23 protein-coding genes are annotated in these 21,354 nt (G+C 69.9%); 15 read left to right on the top strand and 8 right to left on the bottom strand.

Translation table 11 applies throughout. The annotated features are described in order from the left end of the window. Positions 1-2: 2 nt before the first annotated feature. Both KAK03_RS19515 and KAK03_RS19510 read right to left on the bottom strand, forming a co-directional pair. Positions 3-365, bottom strand: coding sequence for a c-type cytochrome (locus tag KAK03_RS19515; protein WP_210856382.1), 363 nt, complete (start codon positions 363-365; stop codon positions 3-5). 86 nt (positions 366-451) lie between these two features. After that, positions 452-1,027 (bottom strand): GNAT family N-acetyltransferase, encoded by a 576-nt coding sequence (locus KAK03_RS19510; protein WP_210856381.1) that lies wholly within the window; start codon positions 1,025-1,027, stop codon positions 452-454. A 91-nt stretch (positions 1,028-1,118) separates the two neighbouring features. On the opposite strand from KAK03_RS19510, the gene KAK03_RS19505 reads away from it, so the two are divergent. Genes KAK03_RS19505 through KAK03_RS19495 form a run of 3 tightly spaced genes read left to right on the top strand, consistent with a single transcriptional unit; the run spans position 1,119 to position 4,277 of the window. Continuing rightward, complete coding sequence (locus KAK03_RS19505) at positions 1,119-2,414, top strand: efflux RND transporter periplasmic adaptor subunit (protein WP_210856380.1); 1,296 nt, start codon at positions 1,119-1,121, stop codon at positions 2,412-2,414. After that, the gene (locus KAK03_RS19500; RefSeq protein WP_210856379.1) at positions 2,411-3,118 is read left to right on the top strand and encodes an ABC transporter ATP-binding protein; all 708 of its coding nucleotides are present in this window, start codon (positions 2,411-2,413) and stop codon (positions 3,116-3,118) included. Before KAK03_RS19505 ends, KAK03_RS19500 begins: the two co-directional genes overlap by 4 nt. Position 3,119: 1 nt before the next feature. Beyond that, positions 3,120-4,277: an ABC transporter permease gene (locus tag KAK03_RS19495; RefSeq protein ID WP_210856378.1), complete on the top strand. Its 1,158-nt coding sequence runs from the start codon at positions 3,120-3,122 to the stop codon at positions 4,275-4,277. Positions 4,278-4,322: 45 nt separating this feature from the next. Here the strand turns inward: KAK03_RS19495 and rsmA are convergent, their stop codons facing one another. The 3 genes from rsmA to KAK03_RS19480 are packed head-to-tail and all read right to left on the bottom strand — an operon-like array spanning position 4,323 to position 8,724. Continuing rightward, complete coding sequence (gene rsmA / locus KAK03_RS19490; protein ID WP_210856377.1) at positions 4,323-5,081, bottom strand: 16S rRNA (adenine(1518)-N(6)/adenine(1519)-N(6))-dimethyltransferase RsmA; 759 nt, start codon at positions 5,079-5,081, stop codon at positions 4,323-4,325. Continuing rightward, complete coding sequence (locus tag KAK03_RS19485; protein ID WP_210856376.1) at positions 5,078-6,397, bottom strand: peptidylprolyl isomerase; 1,320 nt, start codon at positions 6,395-6,397, stop codon at positions 5,078-5,080. The genes rsmA and KAK03_RS19485 overlap by 4 nt, the downstream gene beginning before the upstream one ends. After that, on the bottom strand, positions 6,394-8,724 hold the full coding sequence (locus KAK03_RS19480; protein ID WP_210856375.1) for an LPS-assembly protein LptD: 2,331 nt from the start codon (positions 8,722-8,724) through the stop codon (positions 6,394-6,396). The genes KAK03_RS19485 and KAK03_RS19480 overlap by 4 nt, the downstream gene beginning before the upstream one ends. A 64-nt stretch (positions 8,725-8,788) precedes the next feature. Here KAK03_RS19480 and KAK03_RS19475 point away from each other — a divergent pair, with 64 nt between their 5' ends. Further along, positions 8,789-9,838, top strand: a complete 1,050-nt coding sequence (locus KAK03_RS19475; RefSeq protein ID WP_210856374.1) for an aminoglycoside phosphotransferase family protein — start codon at positions 8,789-8,791, stop codon at positions 9,836-9,838. 22 nt (positions 9,839-9,860) lie between these two features. Here KAK03_RS19475 and KAK03_RS19470 read toward each other — a convergent pair whose 3' ends face one another. Further along, positions 9,861-10,829: a LysR family transcriptional regulator gene (locus KAK03_RS19470; protein WP_210856373.1), complete on the bottom strand. Its 969-nt coding sequence runs from the start codon at positions 10,827-10,829 to the stop codon at positions 9,861-9,863. A gap of 212 nt (positions 10,830-11,041) precedes the next feature. Between KAK03_RS19470 and KAK03_RS19465 the strand changes: the two genes are divergently transcribed. The 10 genes from KAK03_RS19465 (at position 11,042) to KAK03_RS19420 (ending at position 19,455) form a co-directional block, all read left to right on the top strand. Then, entirely contained in the window at positions 11,042-11,491 is a 450-nt protein-coding gene (locus tag KAK03_RS19465; RefSeq protein WP_210856372.1) for a DUF4148 domain-containing protein, read from the top strand. Between the two features lie 133 nt (positions 11,492-11,624). After that, entirely contained in the window at positions 11,625-12,371 is a 747-nt protein-coding gene (locus KAK03_RS19460; protein WP_210856371.1) for a GGDEF domain-containing protein, read from the top strand. 146 nt (positions 12,372-12,517) lie between these two features. Next, the gene (locus KAK03_RS19455; RefSeq protein ID WP_210856370.1) at positions 12,518-13,801 is read left to right on the top strand and encodes an FAD-dependent oxidoreductase; all 1,284 of its coding nucleotides are present in this window, start codon (positions 12,518-12,520) and stop codon (positions 13,799-13,801) included. Positions 13,802-13,937: 136 nt separating this feature from the next. After that, positions 13,938-14,948 (top strand): lipase family protein, encoded by a 1,011-nt coding sequence (locus tag KAK03_RS19450; RefSeq protein ID WP_210856369.1) that lies wholly within the window; start codon positions 13,938-13,940, stop codon positions 14,946-14,948. A gap of 287 nt (positions 14,949-15,235) precedes the next feature. Then, positions 15,236-16,279 carry a DNRLRE domain-containing protein gene (locus KAK03_RS19445; protein WP_210856368.1) on the top strand — a complete coding sequence of 348 codons (1,044 nt, stop codon included), beginning with the start codon at positions 15,236-15,238 and terminating at the stop codon, positions 16,277-16,279. Positions 16,280-16,579: 300 nt separating this feature from the next. Further along, positions 16,580-16,783: a type II toxin-antitoxin system VapB family antitoxin gene (locus KAK03_RS19440; protein ID WP_210856367.1), complete on the top strand. Its 204-nt coding sequence runs from the start codon at positions 16,580-16,582 to the stop codon at positions 16,781-16,783. After that, positions 16,780-17,154, top strand: coding sequence for a type II toxin-antitoxin system VapC family toxin (locus tag KAK03_RS19435; protein ID WP_210856366.1), 375 nt, complete (start codon positions 16,780-16,782; stop codon positions 17,152-17,154). Before KAK03_RS19440 ends, KAK03_RS19435 begins: the two co-directional genes overlap by 4 nt. A gap of 354 nt (positions 17,155-17,508) precedes the next feature. Beyond that, complete coding sequence (locus tag KAK03_RS19430) at positions 17,509-17,964, top strand: surface-adhesin E family protein (protein WP_210856365.1); 456 nt, start codon at positions 17,509-17,511, stop codon at positions 17,962-17,964. 171 nt (positions 17,965-18,135) lie between these two features. Beyond that, a complete protein-coding gene (locus tag KAK03_RS19425) occupies positions 18,136-18,282 on the top strand; it encodes a DUF6998 domain-containing protein (protein ID WP_210856364.1) in 147 nt (48 codons plus the stop codon). A 195-nt stretch (positions 18,283-18,477) separates the two neighbouring features. Next, entirely contained in the window at positions 18,478-19,455 is a 978-nt protein-coding gene (locus KAK03_RS19420; protein ID WP_210856363.1) for a DUF2806 domain-containing protein, read from the top strand. A gap of 304 nt (positions 19,456-19,759) precedes the next feature. Here KAK03_RS19420 and KAK03_RS19415 read toward each other — a convergent pair whose 3' ends face one another. Then, positions 19,760-20,254: a single-stranded DNA-binding protein gene (locus KAK03_RS19415; RefSeq protein ID WP_210803263.1), complete on the bottom strand. Its 495-nt coding sequence runs from the start codon at positions 20,252-20,254 to the stop codon at positions 19,760-19,762. A gap of 132 nt (positions 20,255-20,386) precedes the next feature. Between KAK03_RS19415 and KAK03_RS19410 the strand changes: the two genes are divergently transcribed. Next, positions 20,387-20,806 (top strand): hypothetical protein, encoded by a 420-nt coding sequence (locus tag KAK03_RS19410; protein WP_210856362.1) that lies wholly within the window; start codon positions 20,387-20,389, stop codon positions 20,804-20,806. Here KAK03_RS19410 and KAK03_RS19405 read toward each other — a convergent pair whose 3' ends face one another. After that, complete coding sequence (locus tag KAK03_RS19405; protein ID WP_210803265.1) at positions 20,807-21,310, bottom strand: cupin domain-containing protein; 504 nt, start codon at positions 21,308-21,310, stop codon at positions 20,807-20,809. Positions 21,311-21,354 lie beyond the last annotated feature (44 nt).

Here is a 21,354-nt window from a genome sequence, read left to right as displayed (position 1 = left end):
TGTCATTGCTGCAGGTAGCGGATCACGGCGGCGATCTGCGCGTCGGTGTAGCCCTGGGCATGGGCGGCCATGATGTCGGTGCGTGCCGGGTGCGCGGCCAGGCTGCGGTAGCGCTGCACCTCGTCGGCCTCGCCGGTGATCGATTCGAAGCCGCCCTGGCCGCCGGTGCCGTGGCACTGGAAGCAGTTGGACGCCAGCAGGCGGCCGGTGTTGTTGGCGGGCTGGCTGATCAGCGTGGCGGCACCGCCGCCGTTGCCGCTGCCGCCATCGCCGCCGCCATCGCTGCCGCCACCGCCGCCACAGGCGGTGAGTGCAGCGCACAGGGCCACGGCAAGAAGGCCGCGCCCGGCTGGGGTGTGGAACATGGGGTGGGTCTCCCGTGAAGGCATGACCCATTGTTCGGCGCGCCGATGAGCGCCGGCTTAAACCCCCGGGGGTGTGCAGTGCGTCGTCAGCCGGCCTTCAGCGGGCGCCGCATCAGCCAGCGGCCGTCCACCTGCCGCAGCGGCACGAAGCCCGCGGCCTCGAACATCGACAGCGGGCCGGTGTGCAGCGCGGCCGCGTCGGCGGCCGCGGGGTCGGCCCAGGCATCCACCGCCTCGAAGCCCTGGGCCTGCAGCTGGGCGCAGGCCTGGGCCAGCAGCGCGGTGGCCACGCCGCGGCCGCGCCAGGCCGGGGCAACGACGAAGCAGGTGATCGCGCCCAGGCGATCGGCCAGCGGCTCGGGCGCGCCGTCCATGATGCGGCAGTCGCGCCAGGCGCCGGCATGGCACCAGCCGATGACCGCGCCGTCGGCCAGGGCCACCGCGCCGGTCTGCTGGCCGCTGGCGATGCGCTGGCAGGCGCGCGCCCGGTTGTCCTGGGCGGTGCTGGCCTGCCAGTCCTGGTGGTCGTGGTCGAAGCTCGGGAACTGGCAGTAGCAGCTGGCCCAGCGCGGATGGTCGGCAAAGGCCACGTGGTCGAAGAAGTGCAGCCAGGCCTCACCCTGGGCGGGCGACATCGGCTGCACGGCGAAGGCAGGGCTCATGCGCACGCTCCTGGGGCAAAGGCATCGGACCGGTCGGGGCACCCAGTATGCGCGCAGGACAGGGGGCGGATTCATGGCATGCTCGCCACCCATGGCCGAGTCCGTCTCCTCCCCCGCCCCTGCCGCCGGTGCTGCGGCGCTGTCCGCCCTGCGCATCCAGCGTGACGGCCCCGGCCGCGCGCGCCGCCGCCGCCGCTGGCCCTGGATCCTGGGCGGCCTGGTCGTGCTGGGCCTGGCCGCGGCGCTGCTGATGCCGCGCCGGCCCGCGGTGCAGGTGGGCACGGTGCAGGCCTCGCACGGCGCGCAGCAGTATGTGCAGCTGGCGGCGTCCGGCTACGTGGTGGCGCAGCGGCGCGCGGCGGTGTCGTCCAAGGCCACCGGCCGGCTGCTGGAGTTGCGCGTGCGCGAGGGCAGCACCGTCAAGGCCGGCGAGCTGATCGCGCGCCTGGATGCGTCCGACGTGGGGGCCGCGCTGGCCGCGTCCGAGGCCGGCGTGCGCCAGGCCGAGGCCGCGCTGAAGCAGGCCGAGGCCGGTCTGGCCCAGGCCCGCGCCCTGCAGGCCCAGGCCGAGGAAGACCTCAAGCGCACCCGCGGCCTGGCGGCGCAGCAGTTCGTCTCGCCGCAGGCGGTGGACGCGGCCGAGACCCGCGCCGCCACCGCCCGCAGCAGCACCGCCGCGGCGCAGGCCGCGCTGGGCACCGCGCAGGCCGCCATCGGCGTGGCGCGGGCGCAGGTGCGGGTGCAGCAGGTGGGGCGTGACTCCACCGAGATCCGCGCCCCGTTCGACGGCGTGGTGCTGCTCAAGAACGCCAACGTGGGCGACCTGATCACGCCCTTCTCCAACGCCAGCGGCACCTCGGGCGCGGTGGTCACGCTGGCCGACATGGCCACGCTGGAGGTGGAGGCCGACGTCAGCGAGTCGAACGTGGGCAAGCTCAAGCTGGAGCAGCCGGTGGAGATCACGCTCGACGCGCTGCCCGGCGAGCGCTTCCGCGGCAATGTGGCGCGCATCGTGCCCACGGTCGACCGCGCCAAGGCCACGGTGATGACCAAGGTGCGCTTCGAGAAGCTCGACCCGCGCATCCTGCCCGAGATGAGCGCCAAGGTGGGCTTTCTCAGCCAGGCGGTGACCGACGAGGATTTCAAGCCGCTGCTGGCGGTGTCCCCTCAGGCCCTGGTCGAGCGCGACGGCAAGCCGCAGCTGTGGCGCCTGGGCGCCGGCGACGTGCTGGAAGCCGTGCCGGTGCGCCGCGGCCGCACGCTGGGCGAGCTGGTCGAGGTGAGCGCCGACGGCCTGAAGGCCGGCGACCGGGTGGTGCTGGCGCCGGCGGCCTCGCTGCAGGCGGGCACCGCGGTCAGCGTGGCCGCCTCGGGTGCCGGCCGATGAGCACGCCCGGCGCCGCGGCGCCGCTGATCCGGGTGCGCCAGCTGGCCAAGAGCTACCAGCGCGGCGACCAGCTGATCCCGGTGCTGCAAGGCATCGACCTGGAGGTGCAGGCCGGCGAGTTCATCGCGCTGATGGGGCCCAGCGGCTCGGGCAAGAGCACGCTGCTGAACCTGCTGGCCGGCATCGACCAGCCCAGCAGCGGCACGATCGAGATCGGCGGCGTCGACATCGCCACGCTGGACGAGGGCGAGCTGGCCGACTGGCGCGCCGCGCACGTGGGCTTCATCTTCCAGTTCTACAACCTGCTGCCGGTGCTCAGCGCGCACGAGAACGTCGAGTTGCCACTGCTGCTGACCGACCTGTCGGGCCGCGAGCGGGCCGAGCGGGTGGACCAGGTGCTGTCCCTGGTGGGTCTCACCGACCGCGCCGACCACTACCCCAATGAACTCTCCGGCGGCCAGCAGCAGCGCGTGGCGATTGCCCGCGCGCTGGTGACCGACCCCTCGCTGATCGTGGCCGACGAGCCCACCGGCGACCTCGACCGCGCCACCGGCGAGGAGGTGCTGCGCCTGATGGACGCGCTGGTGCGCGACCTGGGCAAGACCATCGTCATGGTCACCCACGACCCCAAGGCCGCGGCGCGCGCGCAGCGCCTGGTGCACCTGGAAAAGGGCGTGCTGGTCGACGAGTTGCCGGAGGCCTGAGGTGTTCCTGCTGCGCCTGCTGCTGCGCAACGCCTTCCGGCACCGCCTGCGCACCGCGCTGACCATCGTCGGCCTGGTGGTGGCGATCGGCGCCTTCGGCCTGCTGCGCACGCTGGTGGACGCCTGGTACGCCGGTGTCGAGGCCAGCTCCAGCACGCGCCTGGTGACGCGCCATGCGGTGTCGCTGACCTTTGCGCTGCCGCTGTCGTATGCGCAGCGGATGAAGGCGGTGCCGGGGGTCACGGTGGTCTCGTGGGCCAACTGGTTCGGCGGCATCTACATCGACGAGCGCAACTTCTTCCCGCAGTTCGCGGTCGAGCCCGACACCTACCTGCGCCTGTACCCCGAGTACCTGCTGAGCGACGAGGAGCGCCTGGCCTTCCTGAAGGACCGCCAGGGCGCGGTGGTCGGCCGCAAGCTGGCGCAGAAGTACGGCTGGAAGCTCGGCGACACCGTGCCGCTGCGCGGCACGATCTACCCGGGCACCTGGAGCTTCACGATCCGCGGCATCTACGACGGCGCGCAAAGCCGCACCGACGAGAACCAGATGCTGTTTCACTACGCGCTGATCAACGAGAGCATCAAGAAGCGCTTCCCCGGCCGCGGCGACAGCACCGGCGCCTTCATCGTCGGCATCGACCAGCCGGCGAATGCGGCGGTGGTGTCGCAGGCGATCGACGCCGAGTTCCGCAACTCGCTGGCCGAGACCCTGACCGAGACCGAGGCCGCGTTCCAGCTGAGCTTCGTCTCGATGAGCGACGCGCTGCTGGCGGCGATCGAGGCGGTCAGCCTGATCGTCGTGGTGATCATCATGGTGGTGATGGCCAACACCATGGCGATGACCGCGCGCGAGCGCCTGTCGGAATACGCCACGCTCAAGGCGCTGGGCTTCGGGCCGGGCTTCGTGGCGCGGCTGCTGCTGGGCGAGAGCCTGCTGATCGCGGCGCTGGGCGGTGGTCTGGCGATCGCGCTGACCTTCCCGATGGTGGCCGGCATCGGCGCGGGCCTGAGCAGCTTCCTGCCGGTGTTTGAAGTGTCCGGCACCACGGTGGCGCTGCAGGCGCTGGCCGCGCTGGTGGTGGGCCTGGTGGCCGCCGCCTGGCCGACCTGGCGCATGGCGCGCATCGACATCGTCGACGGGCTGCGGCACGTGGCTTGATCGGGGCGGCTTGATCGGGGTGGCCTGAGCGGCCAGGCCGTGGGTTCAGAGCGCCTGCGCCAGCCCCACGTACTCGGCCACCGGCACTTCTTCCGCGCGGCGCTGCAGGTCGAACTGGCCGCCAAAACCCTGCGCCTCGAGCCAGCGGCCCAGCGTGTGGCGCAGCAGCTTGCGGCGCTGCGAGAAGGCCACCTGGACCATCTCCTCCAGCCGCGCGGCGTCCAGCTGCGGCGGCTGCGGCCAGGGCAGCATGCGCACGATGGCCGAGTCCACCGCCGGCGGCGGATCGAAGCTCTCGGGCGGCACGTCGAACAGCGATTCGATGTCGTAGCGCCACTGCAGCATCACGCTCAGGCGGCCGTAGGCCTTGCTGCCGGGCGCGGCGGCCATGCGGTCGACCACTTCCTTCTGCAGCATGAAGTGCTGGTCCTCGACGATGTCGGCCACCGGCAGCAGGTGGAACAGGATGGGCGAGGAGATGTTGTAGGGCAGGTTGCCCGCCACCCGCAGCTTCGGCGCGCCCAGGCGGGCGGCCAGCGCGCGCCAGTCGACCTGCAGCACGTCGGACTCGACCACGTCCAGGTCGGGGCGCTGGCGCAGCCGGGCGGCCAGGTCACGGTCGAGCTCGATCACGGTGAGCCGGCCGCTGCGCTCGACCAGCGGCTGCGTCAGCGCCGCCAGGCCGGGGCCGATCTCGACGAGGGCCTGGCCGGGCCGCGGGTCGATCGCCCGCACGATGCCGGCGATGATGGCGCTGTCGGTCAGGAAGTGCTGGCCAAAGCGCTTGCGCGCCAGGTGCTTCACTGCGGCGGCTCGCGCATCTCGATGTAGGCGCGGGCGCGCAGCTCGTCGATCCACTCGGTGAAGGCGGCGTCGTACTTCTGCTCGCGCAGCGCGTTGCGCGCCTGCTCGCGCAGCTGGCGGATGTCCACCGGCACCTGGCGGCGGTCGGTCACCTGCAGCAGGTGCACGCCGAAACGCGACTGGAAGGGCTCGGACATGCTGCCCACCGGCAGGCGGTTCATCACCTCCTCGAACTCGGGCACGAAGGCGCCCGGGTTGGCCCAGCCCAGGTCGCCGCCCTGGGCGGCGCTGCCGTCCTCGGAGACGCTGCGCGCCACCTCGTCGAAGCGGCGCTTGCCGCTGGCGATCTGATCGCGCAGCTCGCCCAGGCGGCGCGCCGCGGCGTCCACGCTCAGGCTGGCGCCGGGCCGCAGCAGGATGTGCGAGGCGCGGGTCTGGGTGGCGGTGGCGATGGCCTCGCTGCGCTCGAGCAGCTTGAGCACATGGAAGCCGGCGCCGCTGCGCACCGGTGCGGCCACCACGGCGCCCACCGCCAGCGGCTTAACCGCCTCGACGAACAGGTCGGGCAGGCGGTCGGCCGGGCGGCTGCCCAGCTCGCCGCCGCGTTCACGGCCGGCGCTGTCGTCCGACATGTCTCGCGCCACCACGGCGAAGCTCTCGCCGCCACGCACGCGGCGCAGCGCCTCATCGGCGCGCGCCTGGCGCTGCGCGACCACGTCGGCCGCGGCGCCTTCGGGCACGCTGACCAGGATCTGGGCGATGTTGAGGGTCTGGGTGGCGCCGGCCTGGTTGCGCCGGGCCTCGATGAAGTTCTCGACCTCGCTGTCGGTGACTCGGATGCGCGCGGGCACCTCGCGCTCGCGGGCGCGCTCGGCCAGCAGCTGGTCGCGCAGGTTGGCGCGCAGGCGCTGGTAGTCCATGCCCTCGTCGCGCAGGCGGGTGCGGAACTGCTCGAGCGTCATCTTGTTGGCCGAGGCGATGTTGGCCACCGCGCGGTCAACCTCGAGGTCGTCGGCCTTCAAGCCGCTTTCGCGCGCCCAGGTGACCTGCACGCGCTCGTCGATCAGGTCGCGCAGCGCCTGGCGGCGCAGCTCATCCTCGGGCGGCATGGGGCTGTTGGCGCGGCGCAGGTCCTCGCGCAGGCGCTGCGCGCGCTGTTCAACCTCGATCTGGGTGACCAGCTCGTTGTTGACCACCGCCACGATGTAGTCGGCCGAACGCGCCGTCGTGCGGCTGCTCTGGCCATGGGCGGCGGTGCCAAGGCTCAGGGCCAGAGCCAGGCTCAGGCAGGTCAGCAGGGAGGTGTGCTTGCTCATGGGGAGGTGGTGCTGGCCGCGCCGTCGTCGCGCAGCATTCGGTAGCCGGGGATATTGTCCTTCAGGACCTTGAGGGGGCTGGGCCCCAGGCGGGACAGGCCGATCAGCTCGAGCTGCACCATCAGCCGGGTGGTGGCCTCGCTGGTGCCGGTGGACACGCGTTCGGCCACGACGCGGCCGATCCAGCAGCCAGCGTCGTACTCCAGACCGGCCAGGCCTTCGGTGACACGGGCATCGCGCCGGCTGAAGTTGATGCGGCCCACGCCGTAGAGCGTGCCGCCGCAGGCGCTGCCACCGGCGCGCGGGGTCTCGCGCTGGTAGATCGGCCATTGCCAGCCGAGTTCCACCTGCTCGGACAGCTCGCGCGCGAAGCGGTAGGTGGCCGACAGCGTCTTGAAGTCTCCCGGCTGCCAGCGCGCCGCCAGGATCGAGCGGGTGGTGCGCTGGCGGTCGGTGTTGTATTGCAGGTTGACGTCGAAGCGCCACTGCGGCACCACGGTGCTGGAGCCGAACAGCAGCACGTCGGAGAAGCGCGAGGCGGCCACGCCGCTCTCGGCGCCCAGGCCCGAGGCGCCCAGGCGCTCGGGGGTGATGCGCTGGTCCTTGAACAGGTAGCGCTGGGCCAGGCCCAGGCGCAGCAACTCGCCGCCGCCCACCGGGTCGAACCAGCGGCTGCCGGCGCCCAGCGTGACCTGGTGGACATCGGTGACGAAGTCCACGCCCGAGAAGCCGTTGTCCTGGTAGATCGAGATCTCGTTGAAATCGTTCACCGAGCTGTCGAAGTTGGGCAGCGTGTCCTGGTTGCGCCAGGGCGTGCGCACATAGTGCAGGCGCGGCTCCAGCGTCTGCGACAGCGTGCGGCCGAACAGCTCGGTGCTGCGCTCGAAGCGCAGGCCGGTGTCCAGGCTCAGCGTGGGGATGGCGCGGCTGGCGCGGGTGCGGCCGTCGCTCATCGCCTGGTCGGTGCGGTAGCTGGCGGCGTTGATCGCCATGCGCGGCGTGAACCAGCCCCAGGACAGGTCGTGCGGCCACCACAGCGCGCCCAGCAGGTGGGCGCGTTCGCCGTCGGGGCGGGTGTCGCCGGTGGCGCGGTTGCGCAGCGTGAAGTGGTTGAACTCCAGCTGCGTCGACCAGTTCAACCCGGCCAGCGCCTCGCCCTGGCCCATCAGGCCCAGCTGCGGCAGGCGCTGGTAGGGCGGCAGGATCGGCGCGTCGGCCACCTGCAACGTGCGCCAGCCCAGCACCCGCGCATAGGCCTGCAGCGGCAGGCCCAGCCAGGCGGACAGCGGCTGGCTGGCGCGCAGGTCCTGGGCCAGCAGGCGCGGCGTCAGGCTGGGCAGCACGCGCGAGAAGTCCTTCCAGTAGCTGTCGTCGCTGGCGTGCTGCAGGTCGAGCTGGTAGTGCAGGCCGCTGGCGCGCTCGCCCTGCAGGTCGATGTCGGCGCCGCCGCGGCTGCGGCCGGTGGTGCGGTCGTTGGGCAGCCAGTGGGCCTTCAGGCGGCCCTCGTCCTGCGCCCACAGGTAGCGGTACTCGCCGGTCAGCGACAGGCCGCGGCGGGTCAGCACGCCGGGGGTCAGCGTCAGGTCGTGGTCGGGCGCCAGGTTGACGTAGTAGGGCGTCTCCAGCTCGAAGCCGTTGCGGCTGTCGAACGGGTAGATGGTGGGCGGCAGCCAGCCCGACTTGCGCTCGCCGGTGGCCGGAAAGCTCAGCACCGGCAGCGCCAGGATGGGCACGCCCAGGAAGCGCAGCGAGGCGCCCTCGGCGCGGCCGTCGTTGTGCTCGAAATCCAGCGACAGCCGGTCGGCCTGCAGCACCCAGTCGGCGGTGTCGGGGTCGTCGGCACGGCAGCTGGTGTAGCTGGCCTGCTCGGCGGCCAGGCGATCGGTGCCGGTGAAGTTCAGCACCCGCGCCGTGCCGCCGCCGCCGGTGCGGGCGATGCGGTAGCGGGCGCCGTCGATCTGGCCTTCGCGGGTGTCGAGCTGGACGTTGGCGCTGCGGCCTTCGAGCAGGTTGCCGGCCTGCTCCACGCGCACCGGCGCACGCGCCCAGGCACGGCGCTGGCGGGTGGAGAACTCCAGCAGGTCGGTGGTCAGGCGCAGGTCGCCCTGGCGCAGATCGACGTTGCCGCGGGCGACGCTGAGGTCGTCCAGCTGGCTGCGGATCTGGTCGGCCTCCAGCGTGATCCGGTCGTCGGTGGTGTCGATCTTCATCGCCGCCACCGGCGCCGCGCTCAGGCCCAGCGCGACCGCGGCAGCCACCGGCACCAGCCGCGGCAGGCGCGCGCTGGACAGGCGGTGAGCGGCGGTGGACGGGCGTGGGCGGAGCACGGCGGGACGATGGCGGGCACGGCCCACGTAAAATTCGATTATCTCCGAGGGCCTTCGCCACCCTATGACCGTTTCTCCCGATCAGATCGAGTGGCCCGACGCGGCCCGACACAGCGCCTTCCTGGCCTGGATCACGCCGCTGGCCGACAGCCAGGGCCTGCGCCTGGACACGCTGGCGCCCGCCTCGGCCGACGCCAGCTTTCGCCGCTACTTCCGCCTGGCCACCCAGGACGGCGGCTCGCGCATCGTGATGGACGCGCCGCCGCCGCAGGAGGACGTGCGCCCCTTCATCGACATCGCCGGGCGCATCGCCCGCGCCGGCCTGCACGCGCCGGCGGTGCTGGCGGCCGACGAGGCCCAGGGCTTCGTGCTGCTGGCCGACCTGGGCCGCACGCCCTACCTGGCCGCGCTGCGCGAGGCCAGCGCCGCCCAGGCCGACACGCTGATGCGCGACGCCTTCAAGGCCCTGGTGCAGTTCCAGGGCCAGGTCGACCCCAGCGGCCTGCCCGCCTATGACGACGCGCTGCTGCGGCGCGAGCTGGCGCTGTTCCCCGAGTGGTGCGTGCAGCGCGAGTTCGGCATCACCTGGACCGAGGCCCAGCAGGGCCTGTGGACGCGCGTGTGCGATGCGCTGGTGGCCAGCGCGCTGGCCCAGCCCACGGTGGCGGTGCACCGCGACTGGATGCCGCGCAACCTGATGCTCAGCGAGCCCAACCCCGGCATCCTGGACTTCCAGGACGCGGTGCGCGGCCCGGTGACCTACGACGTGGCTTCGATGCTGCGCGACGCCTTCATCTCCTGGGACGAGGAACGCGAGATCGACTGGACGGTGCGCTACTGGGAGCGCGCCCGCCGCGCCGGCCTGCCGGTCAACGAGGACTTCGGCGAATACTGGCGCCAGGTCGAGTGGATGGGCCTGCAGCGCCACCTGAAGGTGCTGGGCATCTTCTGCCGCCTCAAGCACCGTGACGGCAAGCCCGCCTACAGCGCCGACCTGCCGCGCTTCTTCGCCTACGCCACCAAGGTGGCGATGCGCTACGCGCCGCTCAAGCCCCTGCTGCCGCTGATCGAGCCGATGCAGGACGCCAAGGTGGCGGTGGGCTACACCTTCTGAGCGCGGCCGCGCCCGCGGCGCCTCAGGAACAGGCCGCGCCCGGCGGCCCGGCCAGGGTTTCGCATCCGGCCGCGGCCAGCCAGGGGTCGCGCGCCTCGCCGCCGAACACCTCCAGCAGGTAGTCCCACAGCGCCCGCGTGCGCGCCGGCACGTAGCGGCGCGAGGGCATGCCGATCCACAGCTGGCTGCTGAACAGCCGCCAGCCCGGCAGCACCCGCTCCAGCGCGCCCTCGCGCAGCGCGTCGTCGATGACGAAGGACGGCAGCGCCGCAATGCCCAGCCCGGCCAGCGCGGCCGCGTAGTTGGTGTCGGTGTGGCTGGTGCTGAGCACGCAGCGCTTGTCGGGCGTGGCGATGAAGGCCTCGCCGCTAGCGCCGTGCACGAAGCGCACGCCGCGCTGGATCTCGGAGATCGGCGGGATCAGCACATCGTGCTGCGCCATCTCGGCCGGGTGCAGCGGACGGCCGCGGCGGTCCAGGTACTCGGGCGCGGCGCAGGTGATCACCTCGGTCAGCGCCAGGAGGCGGGCGACGAAGCCGCCGTCGGGGGCGTCACGGCCGGCCATCAGCGTGATGTCGAAGCTCTCGTCCACCGCCTCCACTGGCCCGGGCGCGCTGAGCTCCACCGTCACCTGCGGGTGGCGGCGGTGGAACTCGGGCAGGTGCTTGGCCAGCTGGTGCACCGCCACCGCCGGCGGCGCCAGCACGCGCAGGTGGCCGCGCGCCTCGGACACCGCGGCGCCGGCCAGGGCCTCGGCCTCCTCCACCTCGGCCAGGATGCGCCGGGCGCTGTCCAGGTAGGCCTCGCCCACGTCGGTCAGCGCCAGCTTGCGGGTGGTGCGGTTCAGCAGCCGAGCGCCCAGGTGGGCCTCGAGCTCGGCCACCAGCCGGGTCACCACCGCCGGCGCCAGGTCCAGCGCGCGGGCGGCGCCGGCCAGGCTGCCTTCGTCGACGACGCGGGCAAAGACCCGCATGGCGCGCAGCGTGTCCATTCAACTATTCCTTTTTCAGCAATGGTGCATGTTCGTGACGACAGTTTATTCGCAGGCCGTCAATCCGTACAGTTCATCCCATCGATGAGCCGAACCCAACAACAGAGCGACTCACCGAGGTGGGACAGGACGATCCTGAAAAGCAAGTGCTTACCTTGAATCGCCGTGCCCCGTGTACGAACCAACCACCTCCGTTTGAACAGGACCTCACCATGAACCGCACCGTCAAGACCGTTTTCGCCGCCGCCCTGGCCATCGCCGCCGGCGCCAGCTTCGCCCAGTCCAGCCGCAACATCCCCACCACCTGGGCCAACGAAGACATGTCGGTCAACACCTACGTCAACACCCGCGCCCAGGTCCAGGCCGAGCTGGCCGCCGCCCGCGCCAACGGCCAGATGGACACCTTCGACAACCTGGCCTACCTGAAGCAGGAGCGCGTGGGCAACCCCGTCGCCCCGATCCTGGCCAAGGTGCGCGAAGGCGCCCAGGCCGTGGCCGCCACCCAGACCGGTGGCCTGACCCGCGAACAGGTGCGCGCCGACCTGGACGCCGCCCGCCGCTCGGGCGAGTTCAACCCGTTCGACAACCTGGCCTACATGAACAGCACCGGCGCCCGCAGCGCCAAGGTGGCCCCGGCTGCCGTGGCTGCCAACAACAAGTGATCCGGCGCCGGCCTGCACGGCCGGCCCGCTGACCACCCAACGCCCCGTGGAGGCCACTCCGCGGGGCGTTCCTGCGTGGAGGGTCTGCCTGTGGCGCCCTCAGGCCTGGGCGCCAGCGGCCGATAAGACCGACATGCGTCGAGCCGTCCGCCTGTTCTTCCTGACCCGCCCGCTGTGGCTGAGCATTCCGGTGCTCATGGCCTTCAGCGTGGCCGCGTCGGTGGGCGCACTGATCCTGCTGACCGAGCTGATGGGCCTGGGCTACCCGCCCACGTTCCGCCGCTCGCTGATGGTGGCCACGATCGCGCCGATGCTGGTCTCGGGCCCGATTGGCGGCTTCATCGTGCACCTGCTGCGTGAGGTGGATGGCGCCCACCGCCGCGCCCAGCACCTGGCCTGGCACGACGAGCTGACCGGCCTGCTGAACCGCCGCCGCTTCACCGAGCTGGGCCAGCAGGCGCTGGAGCGCGCGCTGCAGCAGGACGAGGCGATCACCGCCGTGCTGCTGGACGTGGACGACTTCAAGCAGGTCAACGACCGCCACGGCCACGCCGCCGGCGACGCCGTGCTGCAGACGCTGGGCCACGTGCTGACCGTGTCGCTGCGGCGCAGCGACCTGTCGGGGCGCTGGGGCGGTGAAGAGTTCGCACTGGTGCTGCCCGGCGCCGGGCGCGAGGACGCGGCCGGCATCGTCGAGCGCCTGCGCCAGGCCGTGGCCAGCACGCCCATTGATGTCGGCGGTCAGCCGCTGGCCTGCACCGTGTCGATCGGCGTGGCCGACGGGCGCCCTGGTGACAGTTTCGACGCGCTGATACGCCGCGCCGACGACGCCATGTACCGCGCCAAGACCAGCGGCAAGAACCGCGTGTGCGCGGCCTGATCGACCGCGTCGCCCTGTTCGCCAGGATGGCCCTGCTCGCCCGGTGAGCGGCTGAACCGCTCCGGCCCCGCCGGCACCATCGCCCAGGCACGCCTCCCCGCACCACACCTGTACCGCCAGCGCGGGCGCTGGGTTAGGCTGTGCCCATGAACATCGCCGTGATCGGGGGCGGCATCGCCGGGCTGACGGCCGCGTGGCAGCTGTCGCGGCAGCAGCACCGGGTGACGCTGTTCGAGCGCCACGCCGTGCCCGGCTTCGTGGCCAGCTCGGTCACCCTGGATGGCACGCAGGCCGGCCTGCGCGTGGACGTGCCGCTGCGCGTGTTCTACCCCGGCTACTACCCCACGCTGACCCGCCTGTACGCCGAACTGGGCGTGGCCACCGAGCCGGTGGACTACGCCACCAGCTTCAGCGGCGCCGATGGCGGCCTGTACTTCCGCTGGCGCAATGCGCGCTGGGGCAGCTGGTCGGTGCCCTATGTGTGGCCGCAGGACCTGGCCCATCCGCGGGCGCGGCGCATCGCGGCCGGCGCCCTGCGCTTCCAGCGCCGCGCCCGCGCCGCGCTGGCTGCGGGTGCCCTGAACGGCGCCAGCATCGGCGAGTTCGTGGCCGACGAGCGCATCGCCCCCGAGTTCGTCGACGGCCTGCTGCTGCCCGCCATCGCCACCATCGGCACCTGCCACACCGCCGACGCCCGCGCCTACCCCGCCCAGGTGGTGGCCACCTACGCCGCCGCCGGCCTGGCCCGCCACAGCGTGCGCCGCGCCTGCGACGGCGCCGACGCCGTGGCCGCCCAACTGCTGGCCGGCATCCACCAGGTGCACTGCCAGGCCGGCGTGCAGGCCGTGCAGCGCAGCCCGCACGGCAACGGCAGCGTGACCGTGCAGCACGCCGGCGGCGACGAGCCCTTCGACCACGTCGTCTTCGCCACCCAGGCCAACCAGGCCCTGGCCCTGCTGGCCGACGCCACCCCCGACGAAACCGCCGCCCTGTCAGCCTTCCGCTACCGCGCGCTGGAGGTGGTGATGCACCGCGACCCCACGCTGATGCCCACCCGCCGCGCCGACTGGTCGCCCGTCAACGCCCGCGTGTGCCCCGAGCACCCGCAGCCCGAAAGCACCATCTGGATCAATCGCGTGCAGCCCGCGCTGCGCGGCGCCGAACCGATCTTTCAGACGGTGATGCCGCAGCGCGCCCCGCGCGAGGACCGCGTGATCGGGCGGGCGCGGTTTGAGCGGCCGTTGGTCGACGCCGGCAATGCGGCGGCGCTGGCGGCGCTGCAGCGGCTGCATGCGGAGCCGGGGCGGCGGGTGTGGTGGTGTGGCTCCTATGCGGAGGCGGGGGTGCCGTTGCTGGAGAGTGCGGTGAGGTCGGCGGTGGGGGTGGCGAGCCGGTGCCTGGCCCAAGGGAATGACGGCGCATCCGCGTGATCCGGCGCGGCCGGTGGGTGGTGGGTAGGTGCAGTGTGCAGAAGCGGGCGGCCATCCTCAAACCTGCCGATGACGGGTCAGTGCAGGAGATGGCCCACTGCGCCCGTCGACAACGGCATCAGGGTGAGGTGACGCCATGGCTGCGAAGAGGACGATCCTGTGCTCGCTGGGGGCCCTGCTGGGGCTCAGCGGTTGTGCGTCGTTCAACCAGGACCGGCACGAGGTCCTGGTTCGTGATCCGACCATCGGCCACTATGGCGAACCCGTGGATGCCAGCACCCATGCCAAGAACCAATGGGCCTACGCGGCGATGAGCGATGCCGTCTACGAAGAGGCGCGCCTGCGGTCGTACCAGGATCAAGGCAAGGCGCTCCCCGTAGACGCGGCTGCATTGCAGGTGCAGGCCTGCGGCGGACAGGTCCCGCCCCAGGTTCCGCCCGAGTGGCAGGTCTGGAGGGAATTTCCCAGCCAGGCACTGAGCCAGGCCATGCGCCGCGAAGGTCTGTACCTGGTGGTGATGGAGCGCACGACACCCCCCAGGGAGATCGTGGTGGTGTTCGAAGGCACCAACTTCACCGAGTTGCCTGACTGGGGCGCCAATTTCCGATGGTTCCTGCGCTTTGTTCCGGGCTACAAGGACCAGTACACGCTGACCGCCCGGGAAGTGTCCAAAGAGTTCTTCGACCGCATCCGCGCCCTGCCGCAGCAATACCAGGTTTCGGATTCCGACCCGGTGCTGCGCAGCCCGCAGGGTGAGCCGATCAGGATCGTCGCGACCGGTCATTCGCTGGGCGGTGGCCTGGCGCAGCACTTCGCCTACACCTTCCACCAAGCCTCTCCCAGCAGCACCGGCCCGAAGGTGTCGGAGGTGTTTGCTTTCGATCCGTCGCCGGTGACCGGCTGGTTCTCGGCCGACGACCCACCGCGCACCCACAACGCCAGCGGCCTGGTGATCAACCGCATCTTCGAGCACGGGGAGGTGCTGGCTTATGTGCGCCTGTTGACCAGCCGTCTCGCCGTGAGTGCCAAGGACCCGGCGATCTGGGAGTACCGCTACAACTTCGACCCGCGGGCGAATATCGTTCGAAACCACTCGATGAGAAGCCTGGCCTGTGGATTGGCCAAGGCTGCGGCAGAGGCTGGCTGAACGGCAGGTGGCCGTATTGAATGGGCCCCAAGGCCCAGGACGCGGCTTCAATCATCGGTATCCGCTACCCTGCTGGCATGTCGATCGACCTGATGAGGCGGGAATCCCGCCATGCCTTGGCATATCGGCTCGGCAGGATGATTAGTTTAAATCCATCGGTCCGTGGAATCATCTTCAATTGACTTGTGAGTTCCCTTGGCCTAGGCTAGTGGTCATGGCGATGTCATTCATGGCCCCGACGGGTGACGTCGCCATATAAATCCAGGGACTGGGGCGGGAGAACTGTCATGCGCACAAGATATTCGGGTTTCAAAACCCGGCTGGGTCAATTACCGGCCATTTTTGGTCTGGCGCTGGCGATGCTGTGGAGCGTGGCGGCACAGGCACAGCAACTGACCGTGAGTGCGGATGCCTATACCGACCTTTCAAAGGTCACCTCCAACTTCGGATCCACCCAGCTGCTTCGGTTGTCCCCCACCCAGACACCTTTCCTTCGGTTTGATCTCTCGGGTTTGCCCGGCACGACACAGCCGAGCCAGATTGCCAAAGCCACGCTGGTCTTGTGGCCCCAGACGGTGGATGTTGCTGGCGCGGTTGAGGTGCAGGCGGTCAATGCCGATTGGAACGAGGCCACCCTGTCCGGCAGCAACACGCCGCCCACCTCTGGGCGAGGCTCAGGCCCCAGTGTCACGGTGACTGAATCCGACAAGTATGTCCGCGTGGACGTGACGGGTCTCGTCAGAGGGTGGCTCGCCAATCCCGGCACCAATTTCGGGATCGCATTGGCACCCGCTGCGACGGACTCCAACATCAAAATCAGTTTTGACAGCAAGGAGTCCAGAACTACCAGCCATGTGGCCTACATTGATGTTGTTTTCACCCAGATTCCACCGGTCCCGGTTTGCGTGGGCCCCGGGAAGATTCTTCAGTTCGACGGCGCCGGATTTCTGTGTGTATCGGGACAGGCGACGGTCTACACCAGCACAGTGAACGATGCGAATTCGGCATTCGGGTGCGCAGGCGCCGGATGGCAAGGCTTGCACACAGTGGTGATCACTGATCCGATTTCGCGCACGGTCGTGCTGACCGCATCCAACTTGCGCGCGGATTACGCCTGGTCGAACCGCGGTTTCACGGTGACCGCCACAGACAGCCTGCCGGTCGGTTTCAATTTTGCCAACGGGCGAGACAATATCCAGCTTCAGGTCACGACCTCCGGACAATTGCTGGGCGCCTGCAAGACCGGCGGCAGTTGGTCCGTCCTGGTCAACAATGTTTTCGGCACGCCCCTGGGCCAGACAGGCCGTGGCTCCGCAGCCACCCGTCGCTGACGGCTTGACGGGCTTTTCGCTGGTCATTCGGGCAAACCAGCGCCACCCCTGTGGGGCGCCGTCGTTGGGGGGCAGGTATCCACGAAGACGGCGGCGCATCCTGGCCCGCGCGCGCTCGTCGCCCAAACGCCCGCCAGGGCCGGCCAACGGCTGGTCTTCAGGGTGGGTGGTGGCCTCGCCGCAACGGCGCTGGCACTCGGGAGGACCGAGCTGTCGACGGCGCTGTAAGCCGTCGCGGCCGTCACCTCTTTAGGCATCAAGTGATGCTAGGATTGATGCTTGCCTGAGAGGAGCCCGCCCATGCGAACCACGGTGAATATCGATGACGCACTGCTGGCCAAGGCCATCAAGCTGATCGGTCCGATCGACCGGACCGCCATCCTCAGCGAGGGCTTGAAGGCCCTGATCGAGCGCGAGAGCGCCAAGCGCCTGGCCCGGCTGGGCGGTAGCCAACCCGCGCTGAAGCCCGCGCGGCGTCGGCGCGGCGAGCCGGATCAAGCGTGATCCTGGTCGACACCTCGGTGTGGGTGGACCACCTTCGCCGCAGCGATCCCGGTCTGGTCGACCTGTTGGAGCGGTCGGCCGTGCTGATCCATCCGTTCGTCGTGGGCGAGCTCGCCTGCGGCAGCCTGCGTGACCGCAGCCAGATCCTGGAGCTGCTCCAACAGTTGCCGGCCGCTGTGGTGGCCCATGACGATGAAGTGCTTCATTTCATCGACCGACATGCGCTGCACGGCCAAGGCATTGGCTATATCGACACGCACCTGCTGGCCTCGGTGGCGCTGACGCAGGGCGCCCGGCTCTGGACGCGTGATCTGAAGCTGCGCCGGGTGGCGCAGGCACTGGGGTGTGCGCTCAAGGAGCCGACGCACTGACGGATGTGTCTCCCCAGGCAGGTCGCCCGCGATGACGGCGACGCCCTCGGACACATCGTCTTCAACCTCCGTCGCCATCCAGACGCCGGCGCCGCCAGCCGGCGCCACCCCTGAGCAGCCACCGCCCTGGAGCCGGGCGCGGCCATTCGTGACAGGCCCTCGGGAACATGCCCTCCCCTCTGTCGCCCTGCACGGCAAGAATGCTGCCGTCGCTCGGCACACGGAACCGCTGAGGCCGGGTTGAAGGTAGTGTCGCGCGTGTGTGTGCAGCAAAGGCACGAACCCGCCACAGCACTCAGCGCGCCCCGGTTCGGGACGACACATCCTGGCCCACCGCTTGAGGAGACGCCGAACATGCCCCTGCCAGCCGCGCCGTTCCTGCTGCTGTGTCTGGACAGCCTGTGTCTGGGCAGCGCGTGTCAGGCAGCGCCCCAGCAATGGACGTGGGTGCGCAACGACCTGGGCATGCGCTTCTACCTGGACCGCGCCAACCTCCAGCCGCATGGTCCCCTGCTGCACTACTGGATCCTGGTGAGCTTTCGCTACGACCCGCGCCTGGACGGCGCCAAGCCCTACAAGTCGGCCCTGCTGCTGCGGCATGCCGACTGCGCCACGCGCACCCAGGACACGAAGTCAGTCCTGCAGTACCACGCGCCCATGGCGCGCGGAGAGCCGGTCTGGGTGCAGCGCTTCGATGACGCCACGCTGCGGATGGAGCCCGTGGGGCCGGGCAGCGTCAGCGCGACGATGCTGGACAGGGCGTGTGCGCTGGCCAGCCAGCCACACAGGCTGGGCTCAAGCCGGCTCTGATCGGCCAGGTCTGGCTCACGGGTTCAGGTAGACGCCGACCGCACGCCGCGCCAGCAGACGCAGGTCACCGGCTTGGGACCGCGCCGCGCCAACGACGGTCGCGCTGCGTCCGCAGCGGGCGGCGGGCAGATGGTCGGCGGGATCAGGCCAGATTCCAGTAGGCTGAGGCCCATGATGAGCCTGTCGTCCGACCCGATCACCATTCCAGAAGCGGTGAAGCAATTGCTCGGCATCGTCCAGCGACTGCACGCTGCCTTTCCACACAAGGCCTTCACCCTGGACGGCCGGCTGGTCGGCGACCTGGGCGAGGTCCTGTAGGAGCAGGTGAGCACGCCGATCCAGGCGCTCAAGTATTGGTAGGCGATGCATCCCGATCTATTCGCCAAGCGGGTGGTCAATCACCCGGGACCTGACAAGTAGGCGTACTGTGATTGCTTGCATGCAACGCCGCAGCTGAGCACCGATAGTGCTGATCCTAATTAAGCGACACTGTGAAGCAAGGAGGAAGGCGTCGTGGATCCAATCATTGCGGCCGGTGCTGCCGGGGCGGGTGTGGTAGGTGCTCTGGCTGCGGTGTCAACACCATTGACCAAGTTGGTCGAAACGGTATCGGCCGGACTTGGCCGGGTGTACGAACCGACCCATGTTCGGAGGCTGGCCCGGGCCGAGGGGGACAAGATGGTCGTCCTAGCCAAAGCCGGTATCGAGGTGTCGGAGATACAACAGCGGGCGGCTGAACGCTGGCTGGCCGTCGAAGGGCAAAGACAGCTAAACATTGAGGCCGTCGCCGATAAAGCCACAAAGGAACTCCCCAGTTCCGTCAGCGATAAACCTGTAGACGCCGGGTGGGCAGCAAGGTTCTTTGACGAATGCAAGGACGTATCAGACGAGGAAATGCAGTCGATGTGGGCGAGGCTTTTGGCGGGCGAGGTTGCGCAGCCTGGGACCTACTCACTCCGCACGTTGAGAGTTCTTGGGACGCTGTCGCAGCACGAAGCGAGCAATTTCGGCTTGCTCTGCTCAATGACCGTGTTGGGCGCCTCGATGACCCCATTCTTTCTAATGGAGAGACAAGGATTCTTCGATGACCAAGGGCTGAGATTCAACGTCATTCAACAGTTGGAGGCGGCCGGACTCGTCCAACGAGAGCCGCTAGGCCTTGTCGTCAAGGGGCGTACGGGTCCACTTATCCTTACACCGCTTGGCGATGGACCAATTCTGGCCGGTATGCGGCACCTCCCCGACATCCCGTTCGATATAGAGGTCGGGACCGTGTCGTTTACCCAGGCGGGACAGGAAATCGCCGGACTGTGGAAAGGGGCTGCTAACGCCCAACATCTAGATTGGATCCAGGTCAGGCTCACGGGCCAAGGTTGGCGAATGGAATCGCATCAGCCGACGCTGCTAGAGGGCGGGGGTAAGAGCTTCGACCTTCCTGAGTTCATAAAAGATTACTGGGCGTCGAAAAACCAGCCACCAGATTCGGCCTAAGGAGCTGAGCTTCTGTCCTAGACCGGTCGTGTGTGATTATCACCCAGCAGGGCGATCAGAAATCGATATGCTGGACCGCCCTTACTTCCGAGGAAGTCTCGATGGCCTAAATAGACAACCGCACTCTAGCCGGCGGCCAAAAGGGAGTGAGCGGCGGCTCAGTGTGGAGTACTCAACCGATCGCCGCAAGTCGGAGTCAACCACTCGCCGCCTACAGCGCGCGTGAACCAGCTCTCCACCAACAAAAAAAAGCCCCAAGCGCCAAGCACCTGGGGCCTCCTTGGGCCAGTTCTGAGAAGAACCCTCAGAACGGAATATCGTCATCCATGTCATCAAACCCCGTGCTCGACTTGGGCGCCGGGCGCGGTGCCGGGGCCGAGCGGGGAGCCGGCGCCGGGCGGGCGGCCGGCTCGCGGCTGTAGCCGCCGCCTTCGTCGTCGCCACCACCACCGCCGCCGCCGCCTTCACGGCCGCCCAGCAGCTGCATGGTCTCGGCGACGATTTCGGTGGTGTAGCGGTCGTTGCCGTCCTTGTCCTGCCACTTGCGGGTCTTCAGGCGGCCTTCGATGTAGACGGGGCGGCCCTTTTTCAGGTATTCGCCGGCCACTTCGGCCTGGCGGTCATACAGCACCACCGAGTGCCATTCGGTCTCTTCCTGGCGCTCGCCGGTGTCGCGGCTCTTCCAGTTGCGGGTGGTGGCCAGGCGCAGGTTGCAGACGGCGGCGCCGCTGGGGGTGTAGCGCACTTCTGGGTCACGGCCCAGGTTGCCGATGAGGATGACTTTGTTGATCGAGGCCATGGGGCGCTCCAGGGAAGACGGTGGGCCAGGCCGGCAGGCGCCGCTGGCGATAGACCCTTGATTGTGCCGCAAGGGCCCGGGCGTACCATTCCCCAGCAAGGGGGTGCGGGTGCGCCCCCACTGGAGGCCCCGATGAACCGTCTGCTCACCCCCTGGCTGCTGAGCCTGACGCTGGCGCTGGGCGCCTGCCAGGCGGCCACGCCGCCCGCCACGCCGCCGGCTGCCAATGTGCCGGCCGATCTGCCGGGCCTGGGCCAGGCGCTGGACCAGGCGATTGGCGACGCGGCCTGCCGCGCCGATGCCGATTGCCGCACCGTGCCGCTGGGCCACCGGGCCTGCGGCGGGCCGTCGTCGTACCGGGCGTATTCGCTGCTGGGCGGCCAGCAGGCGCGCATCCTGGTGCTGGCCCAGGCCCAGCGCGAAGCCATGCGCGCCCAGGTGGAGCAGCGCGGCCTGGTGTCCGACTGCCGGGCGCTGATGGACCCGGGCGCGCAGTGCCTGACCGGGCGCTGCGTGCCGCGCAGCGATGCCAACGGTCGCGCGGTGTACTGATCAGGGCTCGCCGTCCCAGTAGTCCAGCGCCTCACCCTGGCGCTGCACCACCCGGGTGGTGGGCGTCCAGGCCATGGTCTTGCCGGAGTCGGGGTACTCGCACAGCTCGGGGTATTGGCGGGTGCTGATCGACAGGTACTTCAGCGGCGCGTCCGAGGTGTTGAGGATGTGGTGCGGGTACTCGGGGCCGGCGGGCAGGAACATCACGTCGCCCGCCTTGATCGCCAGCCGCTCGCCCGCCACGCGCAGCGTGCCGCTGCCTTCCAGCACGATGAACATCTCCTCTTGCGCATGGTGCAGGTGGTAGGGGCAGATCTGCTGGCCGGGCGGCACCACGTCCACCGAGCAGCCCAGCTGGCGCGCCGCGGTGCCGCGGGCCAGCACGGCGCCGCGGCCGGCGTACAGCGGTGGGCGCTCGAAGGATTCGGCCTGTGCGGGGTCGGCCAGGGCCTCGTCGATGTTGCGGATCAGGGCCTGGCGCAGGCGTTGGGCGTTGTCGGTCATGGATCCTCCTGATGGGGGTGCACCAGCATAGCGAGGCGGTGCGC

Origin of the sequence: Ideonella alba, from assembly GCF_018069845.1 — a bacterium.
Taxonomy (GTDB): Bacteria; Pseudomonadota; Gammaproteobacteria; order Burkholderiales; family Burkholderiaceae_C; genus Ideonella; species Ideonella alba.
This window is presented reverse-complemented; position numbering and strand designations above follow the sequence as displayed.

Excerpts from the sequence above, each read along its gene's own strand:
- KAK03_RS19515 (WP_210856382.1), bottom strand. The coding sequence starts at position 365 with ATGTTCCACACCCCAGCCGGGCGCGGCCTTCTTGCCGTGGCCCTGTGC.
- KAK03_RS19510 (WP_210856381.1), bottom strand. The coding sequence starts at position 1,027 with ATGAGCCCTGCCTTCGCCGTGCAGCCGATGTCGCCCGCCCAGGGTGAG.
- KAK03_RS19505 (WP_210856380.1), top strand. The coding sequence starts at position 1,119 with ATGGCCGAGTCCGTCTCCTCCCCCGCCCCTGCCGCCGGTGCTGCGGCG.
- KAK03_RS19500 (WP_210856379.1), top strand. The coding sequence starts at position 2,411 with ATGAGCACGCCCGGCGCCGCGGCGCCGCTGATCCGGGTGCGCCAGCTG.
- KAK03_RS19485 (WP_210856376.1), bottom strand. The coding sequence starts at position 6,397 with ATGAGCAAGCACACCTCCCTGCTGACCTGCCTGAGCCTGGCTCTGGCC.
- KAK03_RS19475 (WP_210856374.1), top strand. The coding sequence starts at position 8,789 with ATGACCGTTTCTCCCGATCAGATCGAGTGGCCCGACGCGGCCCGACAC.
- KAK03_RS19470 (WP_210856373.1), bottom strand. The coding sequence starts at position 10,829 with ATGGACACGCTGCGCGCCATGCGGGTCTTTGCCCGCGTCGTCGACGAA.
- KAK03_RS19465 (WP_210856372.1), top strand. The coding sequence starts at position 11,042 with ATGAACCGCACCGTCAAGACCGTTTTCGCCGCCGCCCTGGCCATCGCC.
- KAK03_RS19460 (WP_210856371.1), top strand. The coding sequence starts at position 11,625 with ATGCGTCGAGCCGTCCGCCTGTTCTTCCTGACCCGCCCGCTGTGGCTG.
- KAK03_RS19455 (WP_210856370.1), top strand. The coding sequence starts at position 12,518 with ATGAACATCGCCGTGATCGGGGGCGGCATCGCCGGGCTGACGGCCGCG.
- KAK03_RS19450 (WP_210856369.1), top strand. The coding sequence starts at position 13,938 with ATGGCTGCGAAGAGGACGATCCTGTGCTCGCTGGGGGCCCTGCTGGGG.
- KAK03_RS19445 (WP_210856368.1), top strand. The coding sequence starts at position 15,236 with ATGCGCACAAGATATTCGGGTTTCAAAACCCGGCTGGGTCAATTACCG.
- KAK03_RS19440 (WP_210856367.1), top strand. The coding sequence starts at position 16,580 with ATGCGAACCACGGTGAATATCGATGACGCACTGCTGGCCAAGGCCATC.
- KAK03_RS19430 (WP_210856365.1), top strand. The coding sequence starts at position 17,509 with ATGCCCCTGCCAGCCGCGCCGTTCCTGCTGCTGTGTCTGGACAGCCTG.
- KAK03_RS19425 (WP_210856364.1), top strand. The coding sequence starts at position 18,136 with ATGATGAGCCTGTCGTCCGACCCGATCACCATTCCAGAAGCGGTGAAG.
- KAK03_RS19415 (WP_210803263.1), bottom strand. The coding sequence starts at position 20,254 with ATGGCCTCGATCAACAAAGTCATCCTCATCGGCAACCTGGGCCGTGAC.
- KAK03_RS19410 (WP_210856362.1), top strand. The coding sequence starts at position 20,387 with ATGAACCGTCTGCTCACCCCCTGGCTGCTGAGCCTGACGCTGGCGCTG.
- KAK03_RS19405 (WP_210803265.1), bottom strand. The coding sequence starts at position 21,310 with ATGACCGACAACGCCCAACGCCTGCGCCAGGCCCTGATCCGCAACATC.